This window comes from Pedobacter sp. AK013, assembly GCF_014205835.1.
In the GTDB taxonomy this organism is placed as follows: Bacteria; Bacteroidota; Bacteroidia; order Sphingobacteriales; family Sphingobacteriaceae; genus Pedobacter.
The window spans coordinates 21,522-43,526 of sequence record NZ_JACHCQ010000033.1; the positions used below are offsets into that span (position 1 = coordinate 21,522).

General features: G+C 39.9%; 17 protein-coding genes. 13 read left to right on the forward strand and 4 right to left on the reverse strand.

Annotated features, from left to right (window positions below):
* Nucleotides 1–18 precede the first annotated feature (18 nt).
* Together HDC90_RS19830 and HDC90_RS19835 are read left to right on the forward strand one after the other, a co-directional pair.
* The gene (locus HDC90_RS19830; RefSeq protein ID WP_184469485.1) at nt 19–792 is read left to right on the forward strand and encodes a TSUP family transporter; all 774 of its coding nucleotides are present in this window, start codon (nt 19–21) and stop codon (nt 790–792) included.
* 314 nt (nt 793–1,106) lie between these two features.
* Nucleotides 1,107–1,691, forward strand: a complete 585-nt coding sequence (locus HDC90_RS19835) for an RNA polymerase sigma-70 factor (RefSeq protein ID WP_184469487.1) — start codon at nt 1,107–1,109, stop codon at nt 1,689–1,691.
* A gap of 89 nt (nt 1,692–1,780) precedes the next feature.
* On the opposite strand, the gene HDC90_RS19840 is transcribed toward HDC90_RS19835, so the two are convergent.
* Nucleotides 1,781–1,993: a hypothetical protein gene (locus HDC90_RS19840; protein WP_184469489.1), complete on the reverse strand. Its 213-nt coding sequence runs from the start codon at nt 1,991–1,993 to the stop codon at nt 1,781–1,783.
* A gap of 275 nt (nt 1,994–2,268) precedes the next feature.
* On the opposite strand from HDC90_RS19840, the gene HDC90_RS19845 reads away from it, so the two are divergent.
* The 10 genes from HDC90_RS19845 (at nt 2,269) to HDC90_RS19890 (ending at nt 18,899) form a co-directional block, all read left to right on the forward strand.
* Entirely contained in the window at nt 2,269–3,432 is a 1,164-nt protein-coding gene (locus HDC90_RS19845; protein WP_184469491.1) for a FecR family protein, read from the forward strand.
* A gap of 201 nt (nt 3,433–3,633) precedes the next feature.
* The gene (locus HDC90_RS19850) at nt 3,634–7,107 is read left to right on the forward strand and encodes a TonB-dependent receptor (protein ID WP_221451899.1); all 3,474 of its coding nucleotides are present in this window, start codon (nt 3,634–3,636) and stop codon (nt 7,105–7,107) included.
* Nucleotides 7,108–7,129: 22 nt separating this feature from the next.
* A complete protein-coding gene (locus HDC90_RS19855) occupies nt 7,130–8,707 on the forward strand; it encodes a RagB/SusD family nutrient uptake outer membrane protein (protein ID WP_184469493.1) in 1,578 nt (525 codons plus the stop codon).
* A 6-nt stretch (nt 8,708–8,713) separates the two neighbouring features.
* A complete protein-coding gene (locus tag HDC90_RS19860; RefSeq protein ID WP_184469495.1) occupies nt 8,714–9,826 on the forward strand; it encodes an IPT/TIG domain-containing protein in 1,113 nt (370 codons plus the stop codon).
* 268 nt (nt 9,827–10,094) lie between these two features.
* Nucleotides 10,095–10,643 carry a carbohydrate binding domain-containing protein gene (locus tag HDC90_RS19865; protein ID WP_184469496.1) on the forward strand — a complete coding sequence of 183 codons (549 nt, stop codon included), beginning with the start codon at nt 10,095–10,097 and terminating at the stop codon, nt 10,641–10,643.
* 1 nt (nt 10,644) lies between these two features.
* Nucleotides 10,645–12,414, forward strand: a complete 1,770-nt coding sequence (locus HDC90_RS19870) for a glycoside hydrolase family 9 protein (protein WP_184469498.1) — start codon at nt 10,645–10,647, stop codon at nt 12,412–12,414.
* 292 nt (nt 12,415–12,706) lie between these two features.
* A complete protein-coding gene (locus HDC90_RS19875; protein ID WP_184469500.1) occupies nt 12,707–15,499 on the forward strand; it encodes a TonB-dependent receptor in 2,793 nt (930 codons plus the stop codon).
* Nucleotides 15,500–15,503: 4 nt separating this feature from the next.
* Nucleotides 15,504–16,916 carry a hypothetical protein gene (locus tag HDC90_RS19880; RefSeq protein WP_184469502.1) on the forward strand — a complete coding sequence of 471 codons (1,413 nt, stop codon included), beginning with the start codon at nt 15,504–15,506 and terminating at the stop codon, nt 16,914–16,916.
* 105 nt (nt 16,917–17,021) lie between these two features.
* Entirely contained in the window at nt 17,022–18,185 is a 1,164-nt protein-coding gene (locus HDC90_RS19885; protein ID WP_184469504.1) for a metallophosphoesterase, read from the forward strand.
* 147 nt (nt 18,186–18,332) lie between these two features.
* Complete coding sequence (locus HDC90_RS19890) at nt 18,333–18,899, forward strand: Crp/Fnr family transcriptional regulator (RefSeq protein ID WP_184469506.1); 567 nt, start codon at nt 18,333–18,335, stop codon at nt 18,897–18,899.
* Nucleotides 18,900–18,984: 85 nt separating this feature from the next.
* Here the strand turns inward: HDC90_RS19890 and HDC90_RS19895 are convergent, their stop codons facing one another.
* The gene (locus HDC90_RS19895) at nt 18,985–19,443 is read right to left on the reverse strand and encodes a helix-turn-helix domain-containing protein (RefSeq protein ID WP_255497767.1); all 459 of its coding nucleotides are present in this window, start codon (nt 19,441–19,443) and stop codon (nt 18,985–18,987) included.
* Nucleotides 19,444–19,500: 57 nt separating this feature from the next.
* On the opposite strand from HDC90_RS19895, the gene HDC90_RS19900 reads away from it, so the two are divergent.
* Nucleotides 19,501–19,938, forward strand: a complete 438-nt coding sequence (locus HDC90_RS19900; protein ID WP_184469508.1) for a nuclear transport factor 2 family protein — start codon at nt 19,501–19,503, stop codon at nt 19,936–19,938.
* A 145-nt stretch (nt 19,939–20,083) separates the two neighbouring features.
* On the opposite strand, the gene HDC90_RS19905 is transcribed toward HDC90_RS19900, so the two are convergent.
* Both HDC90_RS19905 and HDC90_RS19910 read right to left on the reverse strand, forming a co-directional pair.
* Nucleotides 20,084–20,857: a type 1 glutamine amidotransferase domain-containing protein gene (locus HDC90_RS19905; protein WP_255497768.1), complete on the reverse strand. Its 774-nt coding sequence runs from the start codon at nt 20,855–20,857 to the stop codon at nt 20,084–20,086.
* Nucleotides 20,858–21,185: 328 nt separating this feature from the next.
* On the reverse strand, nt 21,186–22,001 hold the full coding sequence (locus HDC90_RS19910) for an alpha/beta fold hydrolase (protein ID WP_184469510.1): 816 nt from the start codon (nt 21,999–22,001) through the stop codon (nt 21,186–21,188).
* Nucleotides 22,002–22,005 lie beyond the last annotated feature (4 nt).

Genomic DNA, 22,005 nt, shown 5'->3' on the forward strand with positions numbered 1-22,005 from the left:
TGCAGTTTTACGGGCAATATGGCAACTGAACTGATTTTACTTTGTTTGGTAGCTTTTGCGGCCGGATTTATAGATGCTATTGTAGGTGGCGGTGGTTTATTACAAACGCCTGCCATTCTGCTCATTCTGCCTCAATATCCCGTTGCCACCCTTTTAGGGACTACCAAAATTCCATCGATGGCCGGTACAACGCTGGCCGCTTTCAAATATTCAAAACAGGTTCGCTTTAATTATAAGGTGCTTGCTGCCTGTGTGTTTACGGCATTTTTGGCTGCACTTTTAGGCGCATTTTTGGTGAGCAGGATAGATAATTCGGTCATTAAGCCTGTAATTCTTGTTGTACTCATTTTAGTTGCGCTTTATACCTATTTTAACAAAAAATTTGGTATCCACCAGGAGAAAGACCATTCGATCAAAAAACAGGTTTTAATGGCAGCTTTATTTGGGATATTGATTGGTTTTTATGATGGTTTAATCGGTCCAGGAACAGGATCTTTTTTGATTTTGGTTTTTATTGCTGTACTGGGTTTCGATTTTATTGGTGCCAGCGCTCATGCCAAAATTGTAAATATGGCCACTAATCTGGCCGCCATTATCTATTTCAGTTCTACGGGGCATATCTTATTTCAATACGCTATCCCAATGGCGCTGTTTAACCTAACCGGTGCTTTCTTCGGTACAAAACTGGCTCTGCTTAAAGGAAATAAATTTGTACGTGTATTTTTTCTGATCGTTGTTTTCGGAACAATTCTTCGCTTTGCTTACGATATTTTGAAGGCGCATATTGTATAAAAAGAAAAAAAATAAAGCTTATACCTATATTTTTTTTGCCTTAAATTTTAGCGTAATTTTCCAGTGGGGGGTAACGGAAAGTATTACCTAAAGATCAAGGGTAGCGCTATTGCATCGTTCAAAAATAGCAGTTGCAGAGTTAGTGATTTTTTGCCCTTAACTTCAAAATTTAAAGTTGGTGAGGTGAGACAATGACATAGATTTTTAGAATCATCAAAGCAAGATGCCGATAAATAATAGCATTTTAATATATCGACAGGTTTGGTGCTATGTTCATCGTTTTGGATTCATTTTTTTTTATAATTTTACTGGCTATGAGCAACCAGCATAATCACACTGATGAGGAACTGATCGTAATGTTGAGGGAGGACGGGGCGGTTGCTTTCAAGAAAATTTATACTAAGTATTGGTATGAGTTGTATCTTATTACCAATAAAAGATTAAGATCTAAAGAAGCTGCGGAAGAGATTATCCAGAATTTCTTCACCACATTTTGGATCAATCGGGAAAAAATAAATATTAAAGGGTCTTTAAAGGCCTATTTCCATACCGCTATCCGTTATTCTATTATAGATTATATGGCTAAAGAGGCTACCAGGAATAATTACGTGGAACTGCTTTCATTTAGTTATCAAGAGGCAACGAATACCACCGAAGAAACCATATTTATAAAAGAATTAGAAAATGGAATTAACGGCGTGATTTCGAAGTTACCAGCCAAATGCAGAAAGGTGTTCGAGCTTAGCAGGAAAGAGCACAAATCTAATAAAGAAATTGCCGAATTACTGGGCCTGTCTGAAAAGACCGTAGAAAACCATATTACCAATGCGTTAAAGTACTTTAGGGTACATTATAAGGTAATTTTGATCGCTTCTGGTTTTGCCTGGTTACTTCGTTAAATCACGGGCTTCAATAGGATTGTTACCATTGATGTTATTTAGCAAATAATATTAATCGGTATTTTATCTGCTCTTAGGTTTCCGCCCAGCTAGGCCAAAGCACAACCTTCCGTTCTACTCAAATCCGGCCTAATAAATTTTTCGGGCTTAACTGAAAAGGCCATTTCACTGACTTTAAAAGAAAAGTTTTCAGCCGGCGGTTTTTGGTTCTTTTTGACGACAAAAAGAAGGAGCCTATAGGCGGCGGTGAGCCGAGGCAAGCCCAGTGCCGTATGGCGCAAGAAATCAATTATGTTAATCATATTATCTTTGGCCAGCGTTCAATAAAAAGCATCGTCTCTCGACTGAAACGCAGTGGAATGGAGAGATCTATCCTGCATGAAAGACCCTGAAACAAGTTCAGGGTGGACGATATTATGGAGAGATTTGCTGAGCTGATTTAGCTTCGCTGAGCTTTCGGGTTCTCAATTTATACTTATCATACAGCCCTGTTTAAATTTTTTTTATTTTTTTTTGGGGGCAAGGGGCAGGCTATCCGACTATACTATTAACGAACCAAATATAACCACGCATCAACATGGGCAGATCAATAGCCGTTTCCTTACTTAAAAAATATCTTTCTGGTGATTGTACTATTAGTGAAATTGAACAGGTAAATCAATGGTTCGACAGTATGGATACAGTACCTGAAGATCTCGTAGGCCTCTCTGCTGACCAGCGCAAGCTCGTTGAGGATAAAATTTTCGAACGTATTCTACTCAATATCGGAACTAAAGGGCAACAAAAGATAATTCCAATTCGTAAAAAATCAGTACGTATAAGTACAGTATTATGGGCGGCAGCATCATTCATTCTGGTTTTGGGTGCGGTGCTAATCTGGAGATATCATTCGCAGCAGCGCCAACAAGATCAAACTGCAAAATTACATCAGGCGGTTCACATCAAACCTGGTGGCAATAGGGCCGTGCTGACATTAGATGACGGATCGTCTGTTGTATTAACCGAAGCCAAAATAGGTGCACTGGCCAACCAGCAAAATACGAGTGTGGTAAAAACAGCCGAAGGCGAACTCAGTTATGAAATGCATAACGGATCGGCATCTGCTAAGATAAGCTATAACAAGATTACCACACCACTTGGCGGGAAATACAGCGTTGTTTTGCCTGATGGAACTAAAGCCTGGTTAAATGCCAAATCGAGTTTACAGTTTCCAACTGCTTTTACCGGCGCTGAAAGAGTTGTACAGATGACTGGTGAGGTATATTTCGAAGTGGCCAAGAATCCTGATCAACCTTTTAAGGTACAATCTGGTGGAACGGAAATTAAGGTACTGGGTACGCATTTTAATGTAATGGCTTATGGCGATGAGGCAGCGCAGAAAACAACGTTAATTGAGGGCAGTATCCATTTATCATCTGGTAAATTTTCTCAGCTATTGAAACCCGGGCAACAGGCGCTGGTAGATCCGTATGGCATAAGGCTGAATAACAATTGCGACATGGAAGCTGTAATGGCCTGGAGAAACGACCTTTTTATCTTCAAAGATATGGAGATTAAAGAAATTGCCAGGCAGTTGGCCCGATGGTACGATGTTCAGGTCGTATTTAGAGGTACACCTTCTAAAATATCCTATACCGGAACCATATCTAAAGACGTAGAACTTTCAGAGTTGTTAAGCATGCTTCAATTTACAGGATTAAAATATGAATTGAACGGACATCAGCTCACCATAATCGATTAAAGAGATTAATCGATAAAAATAAATTTAACCAAATAAATATTTCAACATGAGAAACTATTACAACACTGCATAATGTAAAGAGGTAACCATGCTTTTTTAAGAAAAAAACCGGATCGTGTTCGCAGCACATCCGGTTACAGTAAAGGTTACTTACAATCCGATTTAGACAACATTATAATTTAACCAAAACTCCATAAAGATATGAATTTATTTTTTAGGATCAGGCAGGTATTGCGCCATGATTCTTACCAAATCTTATTAACAATGAGACTCGTAGTGCTTTTTTTAACGCTTTCCCTGATGCAGGTTAGCGCTAGCAGCTTCAGTCAGAATCTAACACTTAAACAGAACAATTCTGACATCATATCCATCTTAAAGCAAATAGAAAAACAGAGTGGTTACCACTTACTTTTCAGACGTGCCGATATAGACGATAAATATAAAATAAACCTTAATGTAACCGACATGCCCATTGAGCAGGTAATGGGCACGGTTTTGAAAAATACCAACCTCGATTTCAAAATCATTAAAAAAACCATTATCCTTAAAAAGACTGCCTATTCGCCATTTACAACCATCTCCTTTAGGGATATGGAGATTTCTGGTACAGTGAGCGATGAAAAAGGAATAACGCTTCCAGGGGTAGTTGTTAATGTAAAGGGTACCAAACAATCAACGGTAACAGATATCAATGGTAAATTTAAGATTTCGCTGCCTGCGGGATCAACCACCCTTGTATTTTCTTTTGTTGGAATGGAGCCCCAGGAAATTAATCCTGACAGCAAAAGTATACTGAATGTAATACTTAAGGCACAAACCACGGCGCTTTCTGATGTGGTGGTAATTGGTTACGGCACGCAAAAACGTACAGATCTCAATGGATCTATTTCATCTGTAAAAGCAGCCGATATTGCCAATGTGCCTCAAACCAGTATCGACCAGATGCTGCAGGGCAGGGCTTCGGGACTTACGATTTCGCAAAACTCTGGTGCACCCGGTAGCAATACTTCTGTGCGTGTACGTGGCGTAACTTCTTTAAGCGGAAGTAATGAACCTTTATATGTGATAGATGGGGTGCCAATTTCAGGCGATGCGGGTAATCAGAGTACCAGTGGAAGATCTCCTTTACAGGCCTCATCTTCCAATGCCAATTCGCAAACTACCGTAAGCCCTTTATCATTGATCAATCCGAATGACATTGAGTCTATCGATGTACTAAAAGATGCATCTGCAACAGCAATATACGGAAACCGGGCTTCAAACGGGGTAATTATCATCACCACCAAAAGAGGAAAGAGCGGTAATTCTGCTATAAATTATGATGGTTATTACGGTTTCCAGCGTGTGGCAAAGTATATGGAGGTAATGAACCTTCGCCAGTACGCCATGCTCCAAAACTCACTGGGCGATATTTATGGCACCGGAAGAAGAGTCGAATTTGCAGATCCTTCTGTGTTGGGAGAGGGAACCAACTGGCAAAAAGAAATATTTAGAACTGCGCCACAACAGAGCCATCAGGTAGCTGTTTCGGGAGGCAAAGAAGGACTAACCTATTACATTTCTGGTGGATATCTTGGTCAGGATGGTACCGTTATCGGTTCAGATTTTCGCCGCTACAGCCTTCGGGTAAATGCTGATGCCCAAGTGAAAGAATGGTTTAAACTGGGTATTACTTTAACCGGGAGCCGATCGGCAGAAAATGTAGTCACCAGCGATAATAACGGGATTATTTACAATGCTTTACTGCAGGCTCCAGATTTGGCGGTAACCAACCTGGATGGTTCGTATACAGGTCCTCCTGTTTCAGATCCGCTTGCTGCCGCTGCTGCATTAAACCCGGTAGCACAGGCCCAGCAGATCAAAAATAAATTGAACAGGAGTAATATTAACACCAATATTTATAACGAAATTAAGTTCATCAAATCATTATCGCTAAGATCAGAACTTGGGGGCGATTTTAATTTCTCTGATAATAATGTGTTTACCCCCAGCTATTCTTGGGGCCGTTTTACTAATCCTACTGCTTCATTAAAAGAAAGATTTCAGCAAAGTACATTTTTGATCTGGAAAGAATACCTGAATTATAACCAGACATTTGGCCAAAAGCATAACCTCAGTGCCATCTTGGGTTACGAGGTTCAACAATCGAACTGGCGGGGGATTGAAGGAACACGTCAGGGCTTTTATAGTAATGATGTGCAATCGCTAAATTTAGGCCAGGCCGTTACTGCTACCAATGATGAATACATCGGCACACAACGCCAGGAATCAATCTATGCACGTGCCATTTATACCTATAACTCCAGGTATAGCCTTACTTCTACCATCAGGAGAGACAAGACTTCTAAATTCGCCGAAGGGTCTCAAACAGGTTATTTCCCATCATTTGCGGCTTCATGGAAATTGTCTGAAGAACCATTTATGAAGGGGATTAATAAAGTCGTAAACGGGCTTAAGATCCGTTTAGGTTATGGGGAAGTGGGCAACCAGGATGTTCCTAACTATTTATACAGTTCTTTGTTAAGATCTTCACAAACAGGCTTAGGTACTGGTTTTCTGGCCGGACGGATAGACAATAAATCATTGAAATGGCAAACCTCTATCCAATACAATGGTGGGGTAGATATGAGCTTTCTAAACGGTAAGATTAATGCGAGTATAGATGTTTACAAGAAAACATCAAAAGATTTCTTATTTCAGCTTACCCTTCCTGCCTATTTAGTAGGTGGTCCTGATTATTTAGGCGGTATTAACCCTCCTTATGTAAATCTAGGAAAGATCGACAACGTAGGCTTTGATTTGAACATTAACTCGCACAATATTGATAAGGGCGATTTTAAATGGAATACCAGTGTGGTACTATCGCATTACAATAATGAAGTTAAAGCGCTTGGTAATGGCCTTACAGAACTCTTCGGAACCATCACAAACGCTTACCTGCAAACCCCGGTTACCCGCACAGTGGTAGGCGGATCTGTAGGCGAATTTTATGGTTATAAAGTAAAGGGCATATTTAAAACACAAGAGCAGCTTCAGTCTGCTCCGGTTCAATTTGGCCGGGGTATTGCAAACAACAGCAACAGTACCTGGCTGGGCGATGTGCAATATGAAGATGTAAATGGCGATGGCGTAATCAATGAGAAAGACCGTACGGCGATCGGAAATCCAAATCCTAAATTCACCTATGGCATTACCAATACCTTTAGTTATAAAGCTTTCGATTTTACCTTGTTCCTGAACGGATCTTACGGTGCCAAAATCATGAACCTATTAAACAACACCATGGGTAACCTGGCAGCTGTATACCAAAATCAATATGCGGCATATAGCAATTTCTGGTCACCGCAGCATCCTGATTCCAATATCCCTGCACCTAAAATCGGTATTGATAATCCCAATCTGTTCGTGTCTGACCGTTATGTAGAAAGTGGCTCTTTTTTGCGCATACAGAATGTTAGTCTGGGCTACAAGGTACCTGCTTCGTTGATCAGGAAATTTAAATTCTCTAATTTGAAAGTATACTCAAGCGTACAAAACCTTTACACCTTTACAAAATATAAGGGCTACGATCCGGAAATCGGGGCGATGAACCAGAGTGCCATTTTAAATAATATCGACCTAGGTAGATACCCGATTGCCAGGACCATCACTTTTGGAATAAATGCACAATTTTAGTGACCTACAATTATTGAACAAAATGAAATCATATTTAATATACAGCTTTATTTTTATAGCCATTGTTAGCGCGGGCTGTAAAAAAGATTTTTTTAATATTCCTCCACAGGATTCGCTCAGTGCTGATAATTTTTACCAGAACACCGAACAGGTTCGGGCCAGTACCATTGCCCTGTACAACTCTCCATGGTTCGATTGGAATACCAAAGCTTCCTGGTGTATTTCAGAATTGCTAAGCGGCAACGCACACACCTATTCTCCGGATGTGATCAATTTTGGAAATTTTTCTGTAACAGGAGATAATACCCAACTGGCATCAGCCTGGAATGCATTATACAGTGTAATTGCTCAGTCTAATGCGTTAATTAATAACCTGAAAACAAAAGTACCCGCCAGCGTGCCGGCCCCGGTAGTTAATAATGCGATTGGCGAAGCCAGATTTATGCGGGCCATGGCCTATTTTTATTTGGTAAGAACATGGGGAAACGTGCCGATTATCGAAAATAGCCTGGATTATGTGGGCAATTATCAGATTAATACCAATCCCGTAACCGATGTTTATAAGTTCATTATCAATGATCTCCAGTTTGCTGAACAAAATTGTGATAAAATGATCAGAACGGGATCCGTTTCTCAGGGTAAAGTATCCAGCGGATCAGCCTCTGCCTTATTGTCTAAGGTTTATTTGTATATGCGCGATTATTCTAACGCCCGGTTAAAAGCAGAACAGGTAATCAACAGTGGCGAGTTTAAATTGTACGGAATAGATATTGCGGGCAAAACTTACGCTGATTTATTTAAAACGGCTAATAATAATAACGAAGAGAGTATTGCTGCTATTCAATGGCTGGGTGGATCTTCCTATGGCCATGGTAATGCACTACAATCTTTTCTTGCATTCAACTCCGAAATTACGGGTACTGGTGACGGTTATGGAAGCGTTACGCCTTCGATTGATTTGCTTACCGCTTTCGAGCCCGGCGATTTAAGGAGAAAGCCAACGGTGATGATGCAGGGCGATGTTTATCCCGAAATTAACCAGGCCAAAGGTGGTTACACTTTACCTGCCGGAGCGGTAGCCCAAGGGATGCCAGCTTTTATTAAAAAATATGTTGTGGGCACACCTGCAGATAATGGCGGTAAAGGTGCAGCATTTTCGACAGGTAATAATACTTATTTAATGCGTTATGCCGATGTATTGTTAATAGAAGCAGAGGCAGTTCTTGCCGGTGCAGACCGTACTTCTGATGACGCCGCGCTTATCCCTTTTAACAAAATCAGAAGAAGGGCAGGGCTTATTCCTAAAACTTCCATCACCATCCAGGATATTTATCAGGAACGCCGTATGGAATTTGTTTTTGAGGCTGATTATTGGTTTGATCTGGGCCGCTTAGATGGTTTTAATGTGACCTCGCATCCTAAAGCTATTGCCATTATTTCCAATCAGGAAAGAGGGATTTACAGCAATACTACACCTGTTGTAATCTGGGGGCAAAAATATACCCCAACCGATGCCAATTTTCGTTTACCTTATCCTACAACAGAAACCATTCTAAATCCTAAATTACTATTGCCTCCGGTGCCTTACAATTTTAAATAAGCTAATATGAAAACGTTATATAAAAATACTATAGCCCTTTATCTGATTGGCGTGTTTTGCATGCTGATCTTTGCTACCTCCTGCAAAAAAGACAAAGAAGGGCAGGGTGCGCCAAGCATTACCAGGGTACGTACCTTGGTGAGGCCAGGAGATACTCAACTTACTCCGCTCGATTCAACGGTTACTTCGGGCGATGTTGGTGTTACTTATGTGATAGAAGGAGTAAATCTGAAATCGACCAACAGAGTAGAATTCAACGGGGCATCAGCCTACCTTAATACTGCGCTTTTTAGTGATAATAGCATTGTGGTAATGATCCCAACCACTGCTACATGGATCAATCAAACAGGAAAATTAACGCTGACCAATGCATACGGTAGCACCAGCTTTAATTTTAGTATTAAACAACCTGCACCGGTAATTAGTGATCTGAGTCAGTTTGCTGGTAACCCTGGTGATGTAATTACCATTACCGGCTTACGTTTTGATCAGGTATCAAGCGTTAAGTTTGGTACCACAGCAGCGCAAGTCATCTCTTCAACCAGCACCGAACTGAAGGTAGCTGTTCCAACAGGTGCGCTGGGCGCAGTAAGTGTTACTACTCCGGGCGGTACGGGTACTGGTCCATATGTATCTTATGATGGTGTTGTGGTTCCGATATTGCTGCCATTTGGATTCAGGCATTTATTTTATGATGATCAAATAACAGCTGGTTACGATTTCAACTTCGGCGGTGCTAACGCCGACGTGAATAGCACCGAGATGGTAAAACGCGGTACTCATGCAATCAAACTTACCTATACCGGAAACTATGCTGGATATGCCGTAGGCAGTAATACCCCTGTTGATTTAACCGACAAAACCTACGTTAAGTTTTCTATTTATGGCACAGCGGGTACTGAAGGTAAAGTTGTAAAGGTTGCATTAGGTGATTTTGACAACCGTAACGTGAGTGTGGTACTGCATGCCGGCAAGTGGACAAATTATGTAGTTCCATTAGATCGTTTCCAGAATGCCAGTCAGCCGGGTAAACCTACAAGTCTAAACTGGATTGGGTTTCAGGAGCTGAGTGGCAACGCACCGGAAACAATTTATTTGGATGATATTGGGGTGTATTAATTGAAGGAAATATTTTAGTTTAATGGGGTTGTATCATAAATAAGTTGCTCTAAATTTTCAAAGTCAAGAAAACCTTAACTTAGATATAATACTTAATAAATATCGTCATTGCGAGGTACGAAGCAATCTTTTTTGCCAGTAACCGTTGCTATAAAGATTGCTTCGTCGGCTGAAAAGCCTTCTCGCAATGACGATTTTATTAAGGAAAACCCATACCGCAAATATGTTCCAACCTCTTCCATATTTATAATTTTAAAACAATCAATTAATGAAAGTAATAAAATATATGATTGTCGGCGTCATAATGCTGGCTGCCAGTACCCATGCTTTGGCACAAAAGAACCTGGTGGTTAATGGCGGCTTCGAAAATGAGTTAGACGGATGGGTCGATTATTCGGCCAAGGCAACGCCTTACATGTATAACTCTGGGAAAATGAGCGGTGCTATGTTTTCTTCTGATTCTTCTAAATGGACTGGTATGCACCAGATTGTATCTTTACCTAAAAATACCCAGTATATACTCATGAGCGCAAAGATTAAAGCGGATGCAGTGAGCTCCGGGAAAAACTCGTGGAACGGTGCATTATTTCTTTTTGAGACCCTTAACAAACAGGAAACTAAAATGGGAGAGGGAATCAACATTGCTTCGGTTACAGGAAATGCCGATTGGAAGCTTTATGAAAAGGCATATATTATTCCGCCAGGTATTACGAAAATAAAATTGTTATTTGCACTGGGGTATGTCACCGGCACTATGTTCGTAGATGATGTAAGTCTGAAAGTAATTACTCAATCTGAATTCGAAAAATATTTGTAGTATGATAAATGGCATAGTTAGGTTGTCTTTAATAGGGTTATTGTCGGTTGCCACTGCGGTTAATGCACAGCAAATGGCGGCTCCTGAAATTGTTGTAGACCAATCTGGTTATTATCCAAAGCTGGAAAAAAGTGCAGTCGTGCTCCGGGCAGTTTCAGGTAATAGTTTCGAGTTGTTATCCTTGCCAGATCGAAAATCTGTGTATACAGGTGTATTATCTGAAATAAAAACTACCGGCTATTCGAAAATTGAAACAAGAATTGCAGATTTTACTGCCTTCGACCGCCCTGGCCAATATATCATCCGTATTGCCGGGGTTTCTGAGTCTCCTGTTTTTAAAATTGCTGATGGTGTGCACCACGATCTTGCAGTGGCCGCATTAAAAGCATTTTATTACCAGCGCGCCTCCTCTGCACTGGATGTGAACTACGCGGGGAAATGGTATCGTGCTGCCGGGCATCCGGATACTTCAGTTTATATTCACCCGTCGGCTGCCTCTAAAAACCGGAAGGCTGATAGTAAGATCAATGTTTCTGGTGGATGGTACGATGCCGGAGATTACAATAAGTATGTGGTAAATAGTGGTATTTCTACTTCGACCTTACTTTCAGCTTATGAAGATTTTTCCGACTATTTTCTAGGTCTGGAGGCACATATCCCCCAAGCGAAAAATAAGGTTCCCGATGTGTTAACAGAGGCCATTTACAATTTGCGATGGATGCTTAAAATGCAGGACCCTACTGACGGGGGAGTTTATAATAAATGTACCAACCTGAATTTCGACGGCATGATCATGCCCGATAAAGCAACATCAAAACGTTATGTGGTGGCAAAAGGTACGGCAGCAACACTTAATTTAGCCGCTGTTGCTGCACAAGCTTATCGTATTTTTAAACACTTTCCAGAACAATATCCTGGGTTGGCAGATAGCTGCCTGTTGGTCTCCAAAAAGGCCTGGAGCTGGTCGGTAAATAACCCCAATGTCGCTTACGATCAGGATGCGCTCAACAAAATGTCAGACCTAAAAGTAACCACCGGAGGTTATGGTGATAGGAACTTCGAAGATGAATGGACCTGGGCCTCGGCCGAGCTATTGGCTTCAACCGGGCAACAAGAATATTATGATGCTTTTTTTGCGCGTTTAAATGCTCCGGTAAGCTTACCTAGCTGGAACAATGTAGCCATGTTGGGCTATTATACCTTGATTAGATGCGAAGGGCAGCTTCCTGAACAATACAAAAGTGTAACCAGTATTTTGAAGAAGAAAATACTCAACCATGCCGATCGCTACTTAACTGCTTTTGAAACAGGTGCCTATCATACCGTAATCGGCGCTTCGCTTAACGATTTTGCGTGGGGGAGTAATTCTTCGGCTATGAATCAAAGCATATTGCTCATTAATGCTTATTTATTTTCCAAAAAGGATGCTTATCTCGATGCCGCGCTTAGTAACCTGGATTACGTTTTGGGTAAAAATGCAACCGGTTATTCTTTTGTAACGGGTATAGGTTACAAATCACCTATGCATCCACATCATCGCCCGTCGTTCGCAGACGGTGTTGCTGAACCTATTCCTGGTCTGCTGGTTGGAGGGCCTAACCGGGGGAAACAAGATGGATTACAATATAATGCCGAGCCTGAATTATCGTACCTCGATGATGTTAGCTCTTATGCAAGTAACGAGATTGCCATTAATTGGAATGCGCCATTGGTATATGTAGCAAATGCGGTGGAATGCCTGCAAAAGGCAAGAAAAGATGGAACAAAATAGTGGATTATTGTGCTATTCTTGATCCGTTTTTTTGATTCTCCTGCCACCTGGGTTTGACGGGTGTTCTTCAGTAGGATATACTTCATCCTTTGGCAATACGCTTGTAGACATGCGCAATGCCGCCTGGTATTGCGCATCACCATAACTGCTGTATTCCTTTTAATCGTCTGCCCGTAGCTGTCTGTATGTTAATTTCTTATTATCAATAAGTTAATCTTCTTGTTGTTGTTCTGAAAATCAGAATTACTACAGATTTCATAAGCTCTCTTTGTAAAAAAATAAAAAAAGGCTTATGAAATACCTTTATCATCTCTGCAGTTTATCGCTGTTATTTTTATTGATGCTGTTTAGTACAAATGGCTATGCCCAAACCATAAGGGGTAAGGTTACAGATATCGCTACCAAAGAAGCTGTAATTGGTGCCTCGGTTTTTTTAAAAGACAATGGTAAGGCTGTTTTTGTGCAATTAGATGGTAACTTTCTTTTAAAGAATTTAAAACCGGGCGATTATGTTCTGGAAGTGCGTTATGTTTCTTACAAAACCAAAAAACTAAATCTTAGTCTTAAAAAGAATCAAAACCTTAATGTAAGTATTGAGCTTGAATCGGATGTTGAGGACCTGAATACAATTAATATTTCAGGCGAAGAAAATTCTGGTGATAAAAGATCTCGGACACTCGAAAAAAATGCCAATCAGCTGGTCAATATTATTTCGGCCAAAAACATAGAACTTTCGCCCGATATCACGGTAGCCAATGTAATGCAAAGGGTTTCTGGCGTAACCATAGAACGAAGTTCATCTGGTGAGGGCCGGTATCCGATTATTAGGGGGATGGAAAAACGTTACATCAATACCCTGGTTAACGGGGTCAAAATTCCGAGCCCGGATAATAAGAACCGGTTTATCCCACTGGATTTATTCCCTGCAGAATTATTAGAAAGGGTTGAAGTAAGTAAAACCTTAATTCCTGCTATGGAAGGCGATGCCATTGGCGGAACCATTAATCTGGTGATGAAAGATGCACCCAATAAAACACTGTTTAATGTGAATTTTAACCAGGGTTATAATACCGTTTTTCACAATCGTCCATTCGTGGGTTTCGATGCCACTACCATTGCAAAACAAGCACCTAGCGAAATAAATGGCGTAAATTACAGAGCCACCCCTACCGATTTTCCCTTAAATAATTTAAAGTTCGACAGGAAAAGAGATAACCCGATCAATACGAATATAGGCTTGGCCATCGGTACCCGTTTTGGAAAAGATAACAAGTTTGGTGTTATTGTTTCGGGTAGCTATCAAAATAGCTTTACAGGTAATAATTCGACATTTTTTCTGCCCAATGCGCAACCTGCCGTTAACAATGTACCCCAATTTATCGAATTGCAAGATCGTTCCTACTCTCAGCAAATTAAACGTTTGGGTGTAACCGGTAAGTTAGATTATAAAATAAACGATAGAAATAAACTTTCTTTGGTTAACGTATTTGTTCGGTTAGATGATTATCAAACACGCTTAATCAGCGATACTATTGCATTAAATTCGTTAGTAGATGCTATTAGCAGAAGCAGGTGGCAATACCAGTCTATCTATAATTCTACCCTTCAGGGTAACCATCAATTGGCTAAAAGCAGCAGGTTAGATTGGTCTTTGGCTTATGCCGATGCCAATAACCATATTCCTGATCAGACAGAGTTTACTTACGAATATCCCATTTCTTCCTCAGCCACAAAGAGTGATTATAAATTACAGCCGATGAAAAGAACCTGGGCACATAACGATGACCGCGATTATTCTGCCTATGTAAACTTTACCAATAATTTTGAGCTTTTAAACCGGAAATTTGAATTGAAAATTGGTGGCGTAGAAAGGAATAAAGCCCGTGGAAATTATTATAATTCCTATAGTTTATCGCCATTGGTTGGCGAGGTATACACCGGGATTGACAATGCTGTTTTCAATTTTAAAACACCTGATGATGCACTGTTTTCTGCCGAAAGCGGAAATAATTATAACATTAAAGAAAATATTATTGCAGGTTATATCCAAGGTAAATGGCAGCTTAGTCCGCGCTTAGAAGCCTTGGGAGGTTTAAGGATAGAACATACCAATCAAAACTATGATACACAGTTGCCTACTTCTTTACCTTTTAAAAGCGGTAAAATTTGGTATACCGATTTTCTGCCAAGTGCAATTTTTAAGTATAGTTTAAACGAAGATCAGAATTTTAGGCTATCCTATTACAGAGCTTTAGCCAGACCGGCATTTGCAGAGCTGATTCCCGACGGGCAGCAAGGAGAAGTATTTAAAGAATCAGGTAATCCGGCCGGTTTAAACCATTCAACTGCTGATAATTTTGATTTAAAATATGAACTGTTTTCTCCAAAAAATGCCAATCAGGTATTGCTAGGTGCATTTTATAAACAAATTCAAGATCCAATTGAATTTGCCGCAACAGGAAGAAATACTATGGTGGCCACTAAAATAGGTATCACTGAACTGATGCTTTTGCCGCAAAATTTTGGTGCAGCAACCAATTATGGTCTGGAAGCCGTATTTACAAAATATTTTGGTCCTTTCGGTGTAATGGCCAACTATACTTTCACTAAATCTAAAATAACATCTGATAAATTGCAGATTTATAGAAATGATGCCGGACAGATTGTAAGCGAAATCTTATCAGAAACAAGGCCATTGCAAGGGCAATCAGCGCATGTTGGTAATTTATCGTTATTATATAAAAATCCTGAAATCGGACTCGATGTGCAGGCCGCCTTTGTTTATACCGGTAGGCGGATCTCTTTGGTTAGCCCTTATTATGGCCTCGATTACTGGCAGGCCCCAACGCAGCAGTTGGATTTTTCGATTGAGAAAAAACTCAGCAAAGCCTTTTCTGTTTATGGTAAGGCCAATAATTTAACCAATGCCCCTTTTATTTTAGAAATCCACCAATCTTATAATAGTTATTTACAAGCGCCAGGCTCAAGGCCTTTAAACCTGCAAAGCGATCCCGACAATAAAATCATTGTTCAAAAAGACTTTTTTAAACCAAGTTTCTTATTAGGCTTACGTTACAAATTATAAATTTATGAAAACGAAAATACATTTAATGCTCGCTTTTGTATTGCTTGGCGCTATTTTTTATGCCTGCAAAAAAAGTGCCGACCATAAAAACCTGTCAGAAGCCGAAGTGATAGTAGCCTCGCCAATTAGCGATGTAGGCTGTTTAAGTCCCGAACCGGGAAAAACAGATCTTGCTGTAAAAGGCACTATGCTGGCTGGTAAAACCTATAATGTTTGCGGTAATTTAATTGTTGGTAAAAACGATACTTTAACCATTCAGGAAGGGGTTACCGTTAATTTTAACGGAAATTATGGTATTGGTGTTCAAGGTACCTTAATTTGCCTGGGTACTAAAGAAAAACCAAATTACTTTACGGTGCCGGGTGTTACTAAAACCGATGCCATTGGCTCCGATCCAAGTAAAGATCCGGCTTATACAGGCAAGTGGACGGGTATAATGGCTGGTCCAACATGTCAAAAAATGATTATTAAGTGGACGCATATCGAATTTGGAGGAGCTACACCAACGGGAGCCGTTGCTACCATTTCGAAAAGCCCATATCCGGTTTTGTTTCAAAATCCTGCCGGCGTATTTGTATTCGAAGATTCATGGATTTATGGCAGCGTTGATGATCCAATCCGCACTTTGGGGGGTAAAATTGCTATTATGAGAAATACATTCGAAAAATGTGGTGCAACCGGTGGCGAAGCTTTAAATGCCAAGGCAGGTACTATTGGCGATTTTGCTTATAACCTGTGCATTGGTATAGCAACCAACGGGCCTAAGCTTTCTAACTCCGGAGCTGCCGTAGGGGTACCAAGTTCTAATGTTAGAATGTACAACAATACAATAGTAAATTGCGGCTACAGAAGGCAGGCTGCCGGTAGGGGTGGCTCTATAAATTTCGAACAGGATGCAGGCGGTATGGCATATAACAATTTAATCGTTAACTGTAAGTTTGGTTTGCGTGTGGTGCAAAATCCCATTGCCGATCTGGCCAATTTAAAATATGGTTATAATTTTACTTATGCCGATTTGGCTTCGGTTGCCAATCAAATTTATCCTTCATTGGCAATCAGTACCGCAATTACAGAAGCGCAACCAACTGACATACCTGCCCCAGCCAGTTTCTTACCTGCCGGATGGAAAGCCGGAGATACCTATGTGGCTAATTCCAGTATTTTAGGTGCCAATAATCCACAGTTTATTAATGGCCCCGTTCCCTTGCCCGCTGGTATAAATGTGGCCGATATAAATGTAGTGGGTAATTATAATTTTGCTTTAAAATTAACCTCCCCATGTGTAGGTAAGGGCTTTACGGGTTTTAAGGCCAGGGCAGACGTGCCTGTTGACCCTAAATTTGGCGCAACAGAAATTACTCCCCCAGGAAAAGATATTGGTGCTTATCAAATCGATGGTTCAGGTAATCATCATTAAAACAGAATTTTGTTTTACATATAAGTAATTTTTAATGGCAAGTAAATATTACAGGTATGCTTAAATTGGTAAACAATTATTTTAAACCGTTTCAAACCCTAAAAAATGAAAATTTTTCTTTGCAAACAGCATAGAATAACATTACTGGTTTTTGTAGTTAGCCTCTTAATTGGTCAGGCTGAGGCATTTTCTCAAATTAATAAAGATCCGGAAATTGTAAACATCATCTATACCTCTGATGCACATTATGGCATAAACAGGGGAAATTTCAGGGGCCATAAAAATGTTTCCGGTCATATGGTTAACGAAGCGCTCATCAATGAGATTAATAAAATAATAGGTTTAACATTACCGACAGATGGCGGTGTAGGCGAAGGCAGTTTGGTAAAGGGTATAGATTATTTAATACAGGGTGGAGATATTGCCAACAGGATGGAAGGTCGTATTCAAAAAGCCAGTGTGTCCTGGCGAGAATTTGAAGATGATTATATCAAGGGTTTAAGGTTAAAAAACAGCCAGGGTGCAAAAACCGGGTTATTCGTTGTGCCTGGTAATCACGATATATCCAACGCTATTGGCCATAACAAAATACCTAATCAAAAAACAGATCCAACGGCCTTTGTGGGTATCTATAATTTAATGATGAAGCCCGCTTTGCCTTTAACGAACGAAAGCTTTAACCATAACAGCGATAAAGTTAACTATGTTAAAAATATAGGCGGAATTCATTTTGTGTTTATCAATTTATGGCCTGATTCTGCCGAAAGGATTTGGCTCAAACAAGATTTAGATCCTTTGCCCGCCAAAACGCCTGTTATTATTTTTACCCACGATCAACCAACTGGCGAGGCAAAACATTTTAAAGGGGCAGGAGAAGAATTTGAAAATCTTTTAGAAGAAAATTATAAAGATTTGAAAAATGCTGCAGAGGAGCATTTAACTACCGATAGGGAGCAAGCAGGCTGGGAAGATTTTTTGGTAAAATATCCTAACATAAAAGCTTATTTTCATGGCAACAGCAATTGGAATGAATTTTATATTTACCAAGGGCCAAATAAAAAGGCTAATTTAAATGTGTTCCGGGTCGATTCGCCCATGAAGGGTAAATATTCTTCCAAAGATGAAAAACTCCTGTCTTTTCAGCTAATCAGTTTAGATCCAAAAAATAAACGGTTAACTGTTCGGGAATGTTTGTGGAATTTTACGCCCAAAAAACCTAATGGGATTGTTTTTGGAGAAAGTAAAACGATATTTTTAGATGTGAATTAGATTCTCACAATGCGTTTGGACACATATCGATTGCAATCATGTTTGCGAATTTATGGGAAAACGCAGAGACTGGTTTATTTTATTTCTTTGGACTGTCTTTGAAATTTGGATAGATTTGTGCTCTATCTGAACCATTAAACTCCATTGATGAGTATCGCTTTAAGACAACATATAGAAAAGATCACTCCACTGACCAATGCAGAGTTTGATTATGTAGCTGGTATGTTTACAACAAAAAAACTTACCAAACACCAGTTTCTGATCCAGGAAGATCATGAAGTTTTTAATGATTATTGGGTGGTAAAGGGTTTACTTAAAGCCTATCATACTGATGGGGATGGACGCATGCATATCCTGCAGTTTGCTATGGAGGACTGGTGGATATCAGATTACCAGGCCCTTAATAACCAGACAAGGGCTACTATTGCCATAGATTGTATCGAAGATTGTGAGTTGCTGGTTTTATCACGTGAGAACAAAGAAAAACTATGTGATGAACTGCATAGCATAGCCAACTTCTTTCGTAAGAAATCCAGCGCAGGTTATGTTGCCTTGCAGCAGCGCATCCTGTTTTTACTAAATAAAAATCCGCAGGACCGGTATAATCGCCTGTATCAATTGAGCCCCAAGTTGCTTCAGCGCCTACCTAAAACTTTATTGGCATCCTATCTGGGGGTATCAAGAGAAACGTTAAGCCGCTTAAGTCATCCCTAACCATTTTTTAATTAGGAAAATATTTTATTCTGAGAAATTAATGATTCTCAAATGGCTTTTATTTTATAGAATATTACAACCCAACTTACCTTTCTTTTTTAATCTTCTCCCGGTGCTGTATTCCCCAGTTTGATAACGCTCCAACCACATCTTGTAAGGTTTCACTATAGGGCAATAGCTGGTATTCAATAGTAACCGGATAGCCATTGGTAACCTTTTTTACAATAAAGCCATTCATCTCCAGCTCTTTCAGCTCGCTCGATAAAACCCGCGCAGAAATCCCCGTCACCATGCGTTGAATTTCTGTAAATCTATTGTTGCCCCTCGCCATGGAAATTATTATCATCAACTTCCATTTTCCTCCAATCACATATAGTGCATCGCTCACAGAGGATAGCAGCTTATGGCAATCCTGGGAAAATTCTTTCGTGCCCGGTACCCCTTCATTTGTCTCATTCATAACTACTTCTGCAAAATTATCTGCTAACCTTTTAGTAACCACTAATAAATTGTAAGCTAATGTACGGTAGTTTTGTGACATCATAAAATAGATGCACAAGCATCCTAAAAAAGAAATTGAACATTAAAATTAATTAAGACTATGTTATTAGAGAATCTAAAAAACAAACAGGAATTACGTGACTTGATAGACGCCTATGCGTATTTAGGTGACAATAAAAAAATTAATGAACAAATGACGCTTTTTACGCCCGATATTACTTATAAAGTCTGCATGAACGGTGCTGAGGTAGCTAATACTGTAGGCCGGGACGAAATTGAAAAAGAATTTAGTGGACATGCCGCAGAAGTAAAAACTTATTTTACGCTAAACGGACAACATACGGTACAGGTTAGCGGTAATACGGCAACAGGTGTGTCCTATTCTCAACTTAAAATGCTTAGGGAAAAAGATGGAAAAGACATCATCACCGATTATAGCGTAAAATATGAGGATAAGTACGTACGGGAAAATGATAAATGGCTGATCAAAGAACGTGTGGGCCATTTTCTCCTCATTGAAACAAGAGCCTTAAACTAAGATCTTTTGTTGGGCCGATGATTAACAGTTGGATTTCTGCCCGATATTATAAGGAGAAGAAATACCAAAAGGAAAGAAAATAAATCAATAAAAACTGATTTAAAAGGCAGAGGAACAGGTTCGTATCCGCTGCCTTTTTGTTTTGTTAAAGCTTTTTGAGCTCGGTTAAAACAGCTTCACCTACAGCTTTTGCCGATTGTGGATTTTGACCTGTAACAAGACGGGTGTCAGTAACTACATGGACTTGCCATAATCCCGACTTTTCAAAAATAGCTCCACGCTCTTTCAGTTTATCTTCCAGTAGAAATGGAACAACTTTGTCTAGTTTAACCGCTACTTCTTCCTCATTAGTAAAACCATTCACTTTTTTGCCCTCTACTAAATATTTACCATTACTTAGTTTGATATTTACCAATCCGGCAGGGCCATGACAAACGGCACTGATAATACCTCCGTTTTCATAGATTTTGCTGGCAATTGCTGCAATCGCACGGTTATCCGCAAAGTCCCACATGGCACCGTGTCCACCGGCAAAGTGTATAGCCTGATAGTCTGCAGGGTTGATTTGTGATGGCTTCTTGGTGTGCTCTATTTTATTATGATAAACCTTATCGTTCCAAAACTCAGCATTGACCTTGTCATTCAGATCAAAACCATCAACCGGTGCTTTACCTCCCTTTGGGCTTACAAAATCGATTTCGTAACCCGCATTCTTTAATACTTCCCATGGATGAGAAACTTCACCCAAATAGTAGCCTGTAGGCTCGCCGGTGCTTCCTTTTTTATTGTGGCAGGTTACCACAAAAAGAATTTTCTTCTTTGGACGAATTACCTTTTTGTTTTGTGCTGGAGAAATGCTGGCAGAGAATAAAATTGCACAGCTTATAAAGGCCATTATGCCTACTTTAATTACTTTCATATTTGCAGTATTTTAAATGAGTTATACCGCAAATTTGTAGCTAAAATGACGAATATTGAAGGAAACAAATCACAAAATACATGTGATTAGAATCACATATGTGGTAATCTGTCTGGTTCGTATTAATGTATTATCGATTTGAAAATTTTCCTAAAAGGAGGGCGTCGACCAGTTAAACTATATCCTTTATCAGGATCGAATTTGTTTGAGCCTTTAGATTTAATGGCAAGATCAATTGGTAAGGATTTTTTTTCTAATAAAAGCCGATTAATGGCATCAGCTGGATTTGTTGATTTAATTCCAGCTGATGCCTGTTTTGAATATAAACTTAGGCTTTGATAAAAGCTAAAAGGTCTTTATTAATCGTTTCTGCTTCTGTAGTTGGCATTCCGTGGGGAAAACCTGGATAAGAAATCAATTTACCGTTTTTTAAAAGTGCTGCTGCTTTTGGTGCCTGGTGAAATGGAACAATTTGATCATCTTCGCCATGTAGAACTAAAACCGGAACAGTTACACTTTTAAGGTCTTCACTTAAATCTGTTTCAGAAAAGGCTTTTATACCTTCGTAATGTGCTTTTACCGAACCCATCATGCCCTGGCGCCACCAATTGTGTTTTACGCCTTCCTGTACTGTTTTACCTTCCCGGTTCCATCCATAGAAAGGAATTGGAAAATCGTAAAAATATTGTGTTCTTGTAAATCCTGTGTTTTCACGTATCTCATCAAAAACGGATATTGGAACGCCATCAGGGTTGTTGTCGTTTTTTACCATGATTGGTGTAACCGCACTGATTAAAACTGCTTTTGCAACACGTTCCTGGTGTTTTGCAACATAACGGATTACTTCGCCGCCACCTGTAGAATGCCCAATGTGTATGGCATTTTTTAAATCAAGTGCTTCAGTTAATTCTGCAACGTCGGCTGCATAAGTATCCATATCATGCCCTTGCGATGCTTGCCCTGATCTGCCGTGTCCACGACGGTCATGGGCAATTACCCGGTATCCCTGATTTACAAAAAACATCATTTGCGTGTCCCAATCGTCGCTTGATAAAGGCCATCCGTGGTGAAAAACGATTGGTTGTCCGGTACCCCAGTCTTTGTAATAAATTTCGGTTCCGTCTTTTACTTTAATAGTTGCCATAGCT